This window comes from Cytobacillus sp. FSL R7-0696, from assembly GCF_038006865.1.
GTDB lineage: Bacteria > Bacillota > Bacilli > Bacillales > Cytobacillaceae > Cytobacillus > Cytobacillus kochii.
Genome location: NZ_JBBOWA010000001.1, coordinates 1723035 through 1735907 on the forward strand (window position 1 = coordinate 1723035; position 12873 = coordinate 1735907).

At 36.1% G+C, this 12873-nt stretch carries 11 protein-coding genes; 4 read left to right on the forward strand and 7 right to left on the reverse strand.

The window, feature by feature from the left end; translation table 11 throughout:
* Window positions 1–150: 150 nt before the first annotated feature.
* The 7 genes from gyrA to dnaA all read right to left on the reverse strand — a co-directional run bounded on the left by gyrA (window position 151) and on the right by dnaA (window position 9245).
* Window positions 151–2676 (reverse strand): DNA gyrase subunit A, encoded by a 2526-nt coding sequence (gene gyrA, locus MKX29_RS09100; RefSeq protein WP_224939337.1) that lies wholly within the window; start codon window positions 2674–2676, stop codon window positions 151–153.
* Window positions 2677–2778: 102 nt separating this feature from the next.
* On the reverse strand, window positions 2779–4701 hold the full coding sequence (gyrB, locus tag MKX29_RS09105) for a DNA topoisomerase (ATP-hydrolyzing) subunit B (protein WP_281203007.1): 1923 nt from the start codon (window positions 4699–4701) through the stop codon (window positions 2779–2781).
* Between the two features lie 71 nt (window positions 4702–4772).
* Complete coding sequence (remB, locus tag MKX29_RS09110; protein ID WP_224939338.1) at window positions 4773–5012, reverse strand: extracellular matrix regulator RemB; 240 nt, start codon at window positions 5010–5012, stop codon at window positions 4773–4775.
* A gap of 9 nt (window positions 5013–5021) precedes the next feature.
* Window positions 5022–6140 (reverse strand): DNA replication/repair protein RecF, encoded by a 1119-nt coding sequence (recF, locus tag MKX29_RS09115; RefSeq protein ID WP_095371326.1) that lies wholly within the window; start codon window positions 6138–6140, stop codon window positions 5022–5024.
* A 14-nt stretch (window positions 6141–6154) separates the two neighbouring features.
* Window positions 6155–6373, reverse strand: coding sequence for a S4 domain-containing protein YaaA (yaaA, locus tag MKX29_RS09120; protein WP_095371327.1), 219 nt, complete (start codon window positions 6371–6373; stop codon window positions 6155–6157).
* 232 nt (window positions 6374–6605) lie between these two features.
* A complete protein-coding gene (gene dnaN / locus MKX29_RS09125) occupies window positions 6606–7742 on the reverse strand; it encodes a DNA polymerase III subunit beta (RefSeq protein ID WP_095371328.1) in 1137 nt (378 codons plus the stop codon).
* Between the two features lie 156 nt (window positions 7743–7898).
* On the reverse strand, window positions 7899–9245 hold the full coding sequence (gene dnaA / locus MKX29_RS09130) for a chromosomal replication initiator protein DnaA (protein ID WP_095371329.1): 1347 nt from the start codon (window positions 9243–9245) through the stop codon (window positions 7899–7901).
* Window positions 9246–10274: 1029 nt separating this feature from the next.
* Here dnaA and rpmH point away from each other — a divergent pair.
* The 4 genes from rpmH to jag all read left to right on the forward strand — a co-directional run bounded on the left by rpmH (window position 10275) and on the right by jag (window position 12522).
* Complete coding sequence (gene rpmH, locus MKX29_RS09135) at window positions 10275–10409, forward strand: 50S ribosomal protein L34 (protein ID WP_016201470.1); 135 nt, start codon at window positions 10275–10277, stop codon at window positions 10407–10409.
* A 148-nt stretch (window positions 10410–10557) separates the two neighbouring features.
* Entirely contained in the window at window positions 10558–10923 is a 366-nt protein-coding gene (gene rnpA, locus MKX29_RS09140) for a ribonuclease P protein component (protein ID WP_224937012.1), read from the forward strand.
* Between the two features lie 184 nt (window positions 10924–11107).
* The gene (gene spoIIIJ, locus MKX29_RS09145) at window positions 11108–11902 is read left to right on the forward strand and encodes a YidC family membrane integrase SpoIIIJ (RefSeq protein WP_095371331.1); all 795 of its coding nucleotides are present in this window, start codon (window positions 11108–11110) and stop codon (window positions 11900–11902) included.
* Window positions 11899–12522, forward strand: a complete 624-nt coding sequence (jag, locus tag MKX29_RS09150; protein WP_095371332.1) for an RNA-binding cell elongation regulator Jag/EloR — start codon at window positions 11899–11901, stop codon at window positions 12520–12522. The genes spoIIIJ and jag overlap by 4 nt, the downstream gene beginning before the upstream one ends.
* The last annotated feature ends 351 nt before the right edge of the window (window positions 12523–12873 follow it).

Genomic DNA, 12873 nt, shown 5'->3' on the forward strand with positions numbered 1-12873 from the left:
CTAAAAGAATCTATAAAACCCTATTAGTATAGTCTGTAGTAGTTTGCTAAAGGTAGTCATTAAAATGATCTCATCCTAATAAAAAAGCCGAACACAATTCAATTTTGAAATTTGAATTGTGTCGGCACTCATTTGATTTAAACAATTTGTTTATTCTCTTTCATCTTCACTGTCGATAGATGCTTCAGGCAATTCCTCTGCAGTTTCAAGTGGCTTTGCTCGCTCTTCTCCATCTTTTTCTTCTTCCTTTTCAACTTTTGCTACAGTAGAGACGAATTCATTCACACTTTCATCGATTCGAATAAGTCTTACACCTTGCGTGTTTCTTCCCATAGTTGAAATATCTTCTACTCCCATACGGATAATGACACCGCCAGTGGTAATCAACATGATGTCTTCCTCACCACGTACAGCTTTCATCGTAACGAGATCCCCAGTTTTTTCAGTAATATTGGCCGTTTTAATTCCTTTACCACCACGACCCTGAATACGATAATCATCAGCTGGTGTTTGTTTACCATAACCTTTTTTCGTAACTACTAGAATGTTGTCCCCTTCTTCTAGAACTTCCATTCCAACCACTTCATCTTCTTCACTCAGAGTGATTCCTTTTACACCAGTAGCTGTACGTCCCATAGAACGGACCGCATCTTCAGGGAAACGAATAAGGAGACCATTTTTTGTACCGATGATAATTTCTTTATCTCCATTTGTAAGACGTACAGAGATTAATTCATCTTCTTCTTTTAAACCTAAAGCGATCAAACCGTTTGTACGGATATGAGCAAATGAAGATAACGGTGAACGTTTAGAAATGCCTCGTTTTGTTGTGAAGAACAAGAACCAATCATCCACAAAATCCTCTATTGGAATAACAGCATTAATCCATTCATCCTTTTCAATACCTAACAAGTTAATGATAGGAATCCCCTTCGCTGTTCTACTAAATTCAGGAATTTCATACCCTTTAGCTTGATACACTTTTCCTTTATTCGTAAAGAAAAGGAGATGATCATGCGTTGAGGTAGTCAATAGGTGTTCAACAAAATCATCTTCATTTGTTCCCATTCCTTGTATCCCTTTTCCACCTCGTTTTTGGGCACGATAAGTAGATACCGGTAATCGCTTAATATAGCCTTTATGTGTAAGGGTAATAACAATGTTCTCTTGAGGAATCAAATCTTCATCTTCTAGATGCTCAAGACCACCGGAAACAATTTCTGTACGGCGTTCATCATTAAAACGGTCTTTTAGTTCTGTAAGTTCTTCGCGAATAATGTCTAATACTTTTTCATCACTTGCTAAAATTGCTTTTAAATCTGCAATTAATTGAATAAGACTAGCATATTCTTCTTCGATTTTCTCACGCTCTAAACCAGTTAAACGCTGTAAACGCATATCCAAAATCGCTTGCGCTTGCTTCTCCGAAAGATCAAATTGTGTCATTAAACCTTCTTTGGCAATATCTGTAGTTCTTGACGCTCTGATTAATTTAATGACTTCATCTAAATGATCTAAGGCAATTCGTAAACCTTCTAAAATATGCGCTCTTGCTTCCGCTTTCCGCAATTCGAATTCTGTTCTTCTTCTTATAACAACAACTTGATGGGCTAAATAATATTCTAAGCACTGTTTTAAATTCAATACTTTAGGTTGTCCATCCACTAAAGCAAGTAAATTAATACCGAAGCTTGTCTGTAGTGCCGTATGTTTATATAAATTATTTAAAAGCACATTTGCGTTGGCATCTTTACGGACTTCAATAACTATTCGTAAACCATCTCTGTCAGATTCGTCACGTAAATCTGTAATACCATCAATCTTCTTATCACGTACAAGGTCAGCAATTTTTTCAATCAATCTTGCTTTATTCACTTGGTATGGGATTTCATTAACAATGATAACTTCTTTCCCATTTGATTTCTGTTCGATTTCAACCTTTGCTCTAAGTGTAATAGAGCCTCTTCCTGTTTCATAAGCTTTCCGAATTCCACTACGGCCTAAAATAAGTCCTGCAGTCGGAAAGTCTGGTCCAGGAATGATTTCCATTAACTCTGGAATCGTAATTTCCGGATTTCTACTTAATGTAAGAACACCATCAATGACTTCGCCTAATTGATGAGGAGGGATATTGGTAGCCATTCCTACAGCAATACCTGATGTACCATTTACAAGTAGATTAGGGAACCGGGCAGGAAGCACGACCGGTTCCTTTTCCTCTCCATCATAGTTGTCTTGATAATCGATGGTATCTTTATTAATATCTCTTAACAATTCCATTGATATTTTTGACATACGGGCCTCTGTATAACGCATGGCAGCAGCAGAGTCGCCATCAATTGATCCAAAGTTACCGTGTCCATCAACAAGCATATATCTATAGTTAAAGTCTTGTGCCATTCTTACCATTGTTTCATATACTGCTGAATCACCATGTGGGTGGTATTTCCCGATAACATCTCCAACAATACGGGCAGACTTTTTAAACGGTTTATCTGAGTGCATGCCAAGATCATGCATTGCATAAAGTATTCTTCTGTGCACAGGCTTTAGCCCGTCACGTACATCAGGTAGGGCTCGGGAAACGATAACACTCATTGCATAATCCAAGAATGACGTTCTCATTTCCTCACTTATATTAATTTCTTTAATTTGGGACTTAGGCGTATCAGCCATCTATAGGTACCTCCCTATCGCACAAAGCTTATTGCTTAGGCTACATTTTATTGACAATATCTATGTAAAAGCAGGATAGAACCAACTCTATCCTGACTTTCATTAAATATCTAAATTCTTCACATACTGCGCATTTTCTTCGATAAAGTTACGGCGTGGTTCTACTTTATCTCCCATAAGGATTTCAAACGTTTCATCTGCTTCAATCGCATCTTCTAAGCTTACTTGTAAGAGCGTACGCGTTTCCGGATTCATTGTCGTTTCCCATAATTGATCTGGGTTCATCTCACCTAAACCTTTGTAACGTTGGACATTTGGTTTTGGCGTAGCCGGAAGCTCTTTCATAATCTCGTCTAATTGGCGATCGTTATAAGCATATGAGATTTTCTTCCCTTGTTGAACTTTATACAAAGGTGGCTGCGCAATATATATATAGCCCGCATCTAAGATTTGTCTCATATAACGATAAAAGAATGTTAGTAATAGTGTTCGAATATGCGCCCCATCTACATCGGCATCTGTCATAATAACGATTTTATGATATCTTGCTTTCGTAATATCAAAATCTTCACCGATTCCTGTTCCAGACGCAGTAATCATTGCTCGTACTTCATTATTAGATAATATTCGATCTAACCGTGCTTTTTCTACGTTTAGGATTTTTCCTCGAAGTGGTAGAATTGCTTGGAAATGCCTGTCTCGTCCTTGCTTAGCTGAACCACCCGCTGAATCACCCTCAACGATATATAGTTCCGAAATAGACGCATCTTTTGAAGAACAATCAGCAAGCTTACCTGGAAGACTAGAAACTTCTAAAGCACTCTTTCTTCTTGTTAGTTCTCTCGCCTTTTTAGCTGCTGCTCGAGCTCTTGAAGCCATCATACCTTTATCGACGATTTTTCTTGCAACAGATGGATTTTCCAATAAGAATTTTTCAAAGGCTTCCGAAAAAGCCGTATCTGTTGCTGCTCTTGCTTCTGAATTGCCTAATTTCGTCTTCGTTTGTCCTTCAAACTGAGGGTCAGGATGTTTAATTGAAACAATCGCTGTTAAACCTTCTCTGACGTCTTCACCTGTAAGGTTGGCATCATTATCTTTAAACACGCCATTCTTACGAGCATAATCATTAATCACCCTCGTCAGCGCTGTTTTAAATCCAGATTCATGTGTTCCACCTTCATACGTATGAATATTATTGGCGAAAGAATAGATATTACTTGTATAGCTATCGTTGTACTGCATTGATATTTCAACAGAAATACCATCTTTTTCGCCTTCAATATAAATGGGCTCTTCATGAAGTACTTCTTTATTTTTATTTAAATGCTCTACATAAGACCTAATACCACCTTCATAGTGGAATTCTTTGGTCTTATTCTCTTCACGTTCATCTGAAAGAGTAAGCTTTAATCCTTTATTTAAAAAAGCTAATTCGCGGACCCTCGTTGCTAATGTATCAAAATCATATTCTAATGTTTCTGTGAAAATCTCACCATCTGGCTTAAAAATTGTGGTTGTGCCAGTTACTTCTGATTCACCGATTACTTTTAAGTCTGCGCTCGGTACACCACGTTGATATTTCTGATAGTAGATTTGCCCGTCACGATGAACATAGACTTCTAACTGAGTAGAAAGAGCATTAACAACAGATGCACCAACACCATGAAGACCACCAGAAACTTTGTAGCCTCCGCCACCAAATTTTCCTCCGGCATGTAAAACAGTCATAATGACTTCTACAGCAGGTCTTCCCATTTTTTCTTGTATCCCAACAGGAATCCCACGTCCATTATCAACGACCTTAATACTATTATCCTCGAGAATACTTATATTAATTTCATCACAATATCCAGCAAGTGCCTCGTCAATACTATTATCGACAATTTCCCATACCAAATGATGTAATCCTTTTCCACTCGTTGATCCGATATACATACCTGGACGTTTTCTAACTGCTTCAAGACCTTCTAATACTTGTATCTGGTTCTCATCATAGGATTGTTGCCCCATTGCTTCCTGATCCATTGACACATCGATCACCTACACTTTCCATTTTGCATATCATTCTTTTTCACTCTATTAGCTCATCATCGACATTAAACAATCAATTTCCTCGTCCTCTTTTTTAAAGTAGACGAAGCAAGAGGAGAGTAATATATATGATCGGTTGTAATCACAACTGATTTGTACACACCTTTAGCCAAATTGGTAGAAGAAGCGTCATCACGCTGCAAAAACTCTTCTGCATTTATAGAAGAGCCGACACTTTCTTTATCAATAATGGCTACCAAATCTTTTGCACGTATTAATACATCCTCGCCAATATGAATATACAAGGCCTCACCTCATTGAATTTTTTTAAGGCTGCCCGCCTTCACTTCATACGCAGCTGCTTCTTTTAAAGTCTGATGATCTATTCCATCGACACTAGTGGTCGTTACAAATGTTTGTACTTTTCCCTGTATCGTATTAAGCAAATGCGATTGCCGGTAATCATCCAATTCCGATAGTACATCATCTAATAAAAGAATAGGGTATTCTCCAATTTCAGCGTGAATCAGTTCGATCTCAGCAAGTTTCACTGATAATGCTGTGGTTCTTTGTTGACCTTGAGAACCAAAGGTTTGCACATCTCGTCCATTCACTTGAAATAACAAATCATCTCTATGAGGGCCGAACAATGTAACGCCTCTTTCAATTTCTCTTGTTTTTGTTTTTTCATACTTTTCTAGGTATATATTCTTCATTTTCGACAAATCTTGTTCTTCTGATACATCAACAGAAGGCTTATACTGAATTTTTAACGTTTCAAGTCCCCTAGAAATACCTTCATGGATCGGCATTGCCCACTTTTCTAGCAAATAGATGAACTCGAATCTCTTGGCGATTATTTTAACAGCCATCTCAATAAATTGTTCAGTTAAAATATCAAGCATAGCCTGATCAGTCTGTTTACGTGACTGTAGCAACTTTAAATAATGATTTCGTTGTTGGAGTATTTTCTGAAACTGATTAATGTCATGAAGATAAACGGCGGATACTTGTCCAATTTCCATATCAATAAAACGACGCCTTACTTGAGGGCTCCCTTTTACTAAATGGAGATCTTCAGGCGCGAACATCACAACATTCATATTACCGACATATTGGCTAAGCTTTTGTTGTTCAATATGGTTACACTTTGCTTTTTTACCCTTTTTAGATATCACAAGCTGCATGGGTAGAGAACCATGCTTATTTACTACTCTACCTTCTATCTTAGCATACTCCTGATCCCAACGAATAAGATCTTTATCATTTGAGGTGCGATGAGACTTAGCCATGGCTAAAACATAAATAGATTCCATCACGTTTGTCTTACCTTGTGCATTCTCACCTAAAATGACATTGACCTTATTATCAAACTGTACCGACAGTTCATTGTAATTGCGATAATCCTTTATTTGTAATTGCTCTATATACATAGGCGGTTACATCCTTAATTGTTCGAAATTGTAAATGTGCCATGATCAGGTATTTCGATTACATCGCCTGCTCTTAGCTTTCTCCCACGACGCTGATCTTGTTCCCCATTAACAAATACAACATATTCACCTAAAAACCATTTTGCCATTCCCCCTGACTGAATTAAATCAGCTACTTTGAGAAATTGCCCTAAAGTAATATATTCCGTTTCAATTTGTATTTTGTTCATCATTGCACTCTTTCTAGTTATTTGACATCGTACTTCTCTATTTTTTAGTATCTAATAGTTTATTTTACTAAATTATTGTGTGATACACAAAGTAAATCTTTTATTAAGTATCGAAGTCATTTATTGCGAAAATTCTGGAAGCAGGTTCAAAGAAGAATGAGATGAGTCTAAATAAAAAAATCCGAACACACACTCTTCTTTGAATGATTGTTCGGATTTCTATTTACCTAAAGCTTTAGTATGTTCTAACTGGCAAAATCAATTGCAAGATTGAATCATCATTAAGTGGTGTGATAATAAATGGTCTCATTGCACCCGTAAAGCTAATTTTTATTTCTGTACCCTCTAATGTTTTTAAAGCATCCATCATAAATTTCGCACTAAACGAAATTTTAAGGTCTTCTCCTTCTTTCGAAATGCTCGGAAGCTCCTCAATAACTTTACCGATTTCTGGAGAATTAGAAGAGATCTCAATGACTTGATCATCAACAGTAGAAAGTTTAACGACATTATTTTTACCTTCTCGTGCAAGTAAAGAAGCACGATCAATGGCTTGTAAAAATGCTTTCGTAGTAACAACGACATCCGTCTTACTTTCATTTGGAATCAATCGTGATGTATCTGGGTAATTTCCTTCTAGTAATCTAGAGAAGAATAATAAATTTTTCGCTTTAAATAAAACTTGGTTCTCTGTAATAACAATTTGAATTGTATCGTTATGATCGTCGAGAATTTTGCTTAGTTCACTCAAGCTTTTCCCAGGAATAACCACATTATAAGATGCTTCTGATGCTGTTTCGATCGTTGCTTTTCTCAATGCTAAGCGGTGGCTATCTGTTGCAATACAGGTTAAAGCACTTCCTTCAATCTGCCAGTTTACACCTGTCAAGATTGGGCGTGTTTCTGAGGTGGACACTGCGAAAACTGTCTGCCTAACCATTGCTTTTAGAAGGTCAGTCGGAATAGAAAAAACATTATCCTCTTCAATTTGTGGTAAATGAGGATATTCATCCGCATCAATACCGTTTAGATTGAATTGAGATTTACCTGAAGTAATAACTGTTTGTAAATGATTTTCTACATGAATTTCTACTTGGTCTGTTGGTAATTTCTTTACGATTTCACTAAAGAATTTTGCTTGCAATACAATTGAACCTGGTTGTTCAATGTTAACTATGACTTCATCTTCTTCAGTTTTAGGAATAAATGACTCAATAGAAATATCAGAGTCACTACCTGTTAAAGCTACACCTTCGTCAGATGCAACAATTTTAATTCCAGTTAAAATGGGAATTGTTGTTCTACTAGTAACGGCCTTCATCACATCTTGAACGCTTTGAACTAACCGATCTCTCTGAATCGTAAATCGCATGATTAACCTCCAATGTATATACATATATTTTTTATTTTAAAATAATAGAAGTATTAGTAGGGCTTGTTAACATGTGGATAACTAGAAAAATGAATGGAAACACAGCCTATCCACATGTGGACAGACTGTGCATAATCATTCGGTAGTTATTCACAATTATACTTTAAGTAATTCATTAATTTCTTTTAATTGCTGTTGAAATTGTGTGTCTGCATGAAGTAATTTAGAGATTTTTTCGTGGGCATGAATCACTGTTGTGTGATCTCGTCCCCCGAATTCCTCACCAATTTTCGGTAGGGAGAAATCGGTTAATTCTCTAGATAGGTACATAGCAATTTGCCTAGGAAAAGCAATAGACTTTGTCCGTTTCTTCGCACTGAAATCTTCTAATTTAACGTTATAATAGCCTCCGACAACCTTTTGAATCTCATGAATAGTAATAACTTTAGGTTTTGAACTCGGAATAATATCTTTTAATGCTTCTGCAGCTAAATCTGCATTAATATCTTTATTTATGAGTGATGAGTAGGCAACAACACGAATAAGTGCTCCTTCTAATTCACGAATATTAGAATCAATTTGATTGGCAATATATAACATGACTTCATTAGGAATGTCTAAACCTTCAGCTTTTGCTTTTTTACGTAAAATCGCAATTCTTGTTTCTAAATCTGGTGGGGTAATATCTGTAATCAGACCCCATTCGAAACGAGAACGCAGGCGATCCTCAAGTGTCGGAATCTCTTTCGGAGGTCGGTCACTCGAGATGACAATCTGCTTTGATTCTTCATGTAATGTGTTAAACGTATGGAAAAATTCCTCTTGGGTTGATTCTTTTCCGGCAAGGAATTGAATATCATCTATTAATAGCACGTCTACTTTTCTATATTTATTGCGGAAATCAATGGTTTTATTATCTCTAATAGAGTTAATAAATTCATTGGTAAATTTCTCAGAAGACAAATAGACAACTTTCGCATTTGGATTATGATCCAATACATAGTGACCAATTGCATGCATTAAATGTGTTTTCCCTAAACCAACACCACCATAAATAAACAGTGGATTATAGGCCTTAGCAGGTGCTTCTGCTACTGCGAGTGAAGCAGCATGGGCAAATCGATTCCCAGAACCAATAACAAATGTATCAAAAGTATTTTTCGTATTTAGCATATTGAAGGTAATGTCTTGGGATTCCTCTTCAACTGGCTTCTTTTTTGCCGGGCTGATGGCTTCAAGCTCTTCTTCGTTCTGGTTTTGCGGAATAATGAATTTAACTTCGAGTCGTTCACCAGTAACTTCTTTTATTGTTTCGGAAATTAAAGGAGAATAGCGCTCTTCTAGCCAATCTCGAGCAAATTCATTAGGTGCTTTGATCACTAATGTGTCTCCTTGAAGATTATGTGCTTTAGTTGATTTCATCCAGGTTTCAAAGCTTGGTTTACTAATTTTCTTTTCTATTTTTGCTAAAGCCTGCTGCCATAGGTCAGATATATTTTCCAATGATGATCCCTCCTTTTCTTTGAAAATAACGGCTGAAAATGCCCACAAAAATGTTTATATAGAAAAAATGAATAAAATAAGATGTGGAAAAATATATAATAAGGAAAAAAGGCGACATTTCGACAATATCCACCACCTGTGGACAACCTTTTCAAAGGGGCTGAATAACCTGTCCACATGATATCCACAATCTGTGGATAATAAAATATATACCGTTCAGTTATTAAGTGTGAAAACACAAATATGATAACAGAAATAACAAGAGCATGCAACGTTTTTTCAATGCTTATCCACAAGTGAAACAACCTGTTTATAACAATTGTCCACAGGTAGTGTTTTTGTGAAAAACTTGTCTATATGTAGTGTGGATAAAATAAATTTGTCGAAAAAAGTATCCACAAGTAAAATTATACGCTGAATGATAAATACGTGGATAAATGGATGTACGTCAGTCTTCTTATAAAAATGGAACATTTTAATTAATGGACGACAAACAATATGGAACTAAATTCTAGTGGATGTGGAAAAAGAATCATGAGTACAACAAAAATGGATTGCGACCATGTGACCTATCGAATGATCATGAAGGTAGTTTGTATAACCTGTTCGAATGGGAAAAATCGCAAATGCTCATAATCAGACATGGAACGAGAAGTGAAGTCTGACCCAAAAACGTGAGAATGAGGAGAGGTCTAAAGTCTAAGTCCAAAAAACTTGTGAAACAGTTTAAATCTCAAAACAGATAATTTAAAATCAGCTCTTAAAAAAAGTTATCAGTAAAATATCCCTACAATCATTGCTATACAGGCTCGTAATCAAGGGATTTCCCCAATAACCAAAAAATACTATTGAAATGAGGGTGACATTAGAGACGAAACAAAGTAAAATTCAGTACAGTACAGTGATGTTTTTTGAAAAAAGTTGCGCGTAAGGGTTAATCATCCGATGGATAGTTGACAATCTTTAGGTAGCATCTATATAATTAATAAGACTGTCTTTAACAGCTATTCCTCAGGGAGGTGTCATATAATGAAAAGAACTTATCAACCAAATAAACGTAAAAGAAGTAAAGTTCATGGATTCCGCAGCCGTATGAGCAGCTCGAACGGACGTAACGTTCTAGCACGCCGCCGTCGTAAAGGAAGAAAAGTATTATCTGCTTAGGCCACTGAAAATCAGTGGTCTTTTTTCACGTAATAGTGTAAAAATAGTGAGTAAACGCATGATTGATCGATTGCCCAAATAGAGAATATAAGACTTATTTATACATGAGCTGTTACGAACCGTGTATGAAAAAGAAGGTGTAAATGACATGAAGAAAGAATTTAGAGTAAAGAAGAATAAAGAATTTCAAGAAGCCTTTAAACAAGGTAAGTCATTTGCTAACCGGCAATTTGTTGTTTATTCTTTACAAAGAAATGACCAGACTCATTTTAGAATAGGATTATCTGTTAGTAAGAAGCTTGGTAACGCTGTCAAAAGGAACCAAATCAAACGTTATATTAGACAAGCCTTCCATGAGCTGGATCAAGAGTTAAAACCAAATTATGACTTTATTATTATTGCACGAAAGCCAACTGCTGAAATGAGCTTTTTTGAAATTAAGAAAAGCTTAATGCATGTTTTGAAGCTTTCTCGGGTTGTTAAAACACATAAACATGGAAATAATAAGTCATAATGTCATAAAAAGAGCTTTTTTTTATGAAATTTGGGAAAGACATCTTTTATTCATATGACATATGAGGAAAAGATGATAAAATACATACCATGAGTAAAATCAGTTTATTCGATTCTCAGTGAAAATGAAGAGATGATAGAAAAACTGTAACAATATTATCAAGGCATTAAGGAGGAAATAACGGTTGAAAAAGCGAATACCTTTATTGGTTGGTCTAATTCTAGTCACCGTACTTTTAGCAGGGTGTACGGAATTTAATGAGCCAATTACTTCCGAGAGTGAAGGCTTTTGGAACTCATACATCGTTTATCCGCTATCATGGCTAATTATTAAAATTGCAGGCCTTATGGGCGGAAGCTATGGTTTGTCGATTATTGTCGTAACAATTCTGATTCGTCTAGTAATTCTACCATTGATGATTAAACAAACAAAGAGTTCTAAAGCAATGCAGGCAGTACAGCCTGAGATGCAAAAGCTACGTGAAAAATATAGTTCGAAAGATCAAAAGACACAACAAAAGCTTCAACAAGAAACCATGGAATTAATGCAAAAACATGGTGTAAACCCATTGGCGGGCTGTTTACCATTGTTAGTACAAATGCCGATTCTTATTGGATTCTATCATGCGATTTCAAGAACGCGGGAAATTGCTAATCATAACTTCTTATGGTTTGATCTTGGCGATGCCGATCCATATTATATCTTGCCAGTTGTAGCAGGTATTACAACGTTCATTCAACAGAAGATGATGATGGCTGGACAAGACTTTAGTGCGAATGAAATGATGGCAACGCAAATGAAAATGATGTTATGGTTAATGCCAATCATGATCGTTATTTTTGCGATTAATTTCCCAGCGGCTCTTTCTTTATACTGGGTAGTTGGTAACTTATTTATGATTGTCCAAACTTATTTCATTAAAGGTCCAGATTTAAAAAAATCTAAAGAAACACAACCTGCGGGAGGAGCGAAAAAGTGAAAGAAATAACTGCTACAGGACAAACCGTCAATGAAGCAGTACATTCGGCTTTAGCTCAATTACAAACAACAGAGGATCGTGTAGAAATAGAGATTCTCGATGAAGGAAGGAAAGGGATCCTTGGTATATTTGGATCCCGTCCTGCAGTGATAAAAGCAACGATGAAAATGGATCCGATTGCAGAAGCGGAGAAATTTTTATTAGAGGTCAGTGAGAAAATGGGCGCGCCGGTTGAAATTGAAACTGTTAGAGACGGTAAAAATGTTGAATTTATTCTATCTGGTAATAAAATTGCTTTATTAATAGGTAAACGAGGTCAAACATTAAACTCTTTGCAGTATCTTACACAGCTTGTCGTCAACAGATATTCTGATCAATATTTTAATATTATATTAGATGCAGAAAACTATCGCCAAAGAAGAATTGATACGTTGGTGCAGCTTGCTGAAAGATTAGCAAGCCAGGCAATTAAAACTGGTAAAAAGGTCTCGCTTGAGCCTATGCCTTCCTATGAGAGAAAAGTGATCCACTCTGCTTTGTCTCATGATAAGAAAGTAGAAACGTATTCGGATGGCAATGATCCTCATCGACATATTGTCATTTCACCAGTTAAAAATTAATTTTTCTATAGAGAGTGTCCAAGCGGACGCTCTTTTTTTATGGATAAACACGCTATTTCTTCAGAACCATTTTCGGAACTTCCGAAACAGTTTAGAAAACATTCGAAGCTTTTTTCACAAAGAATTGGTCAAAGAGGAAAATAATGAATTCAGTATTGTATGATTGTTATTCACATGTGGATAAGTTAAAATGGAGCATAATACAACTTGGTTTCTGTGGATAATTTTTAGATGAAAAAAATTTGTCTATACTGTTGATAACAGGTATTTTCCTTAGTTGGAGGATTCTTAACGAGGATGATCCTGCTTTTAATAATTGTTTGCATATGATATTCTGTTTTTTTGGGAAAT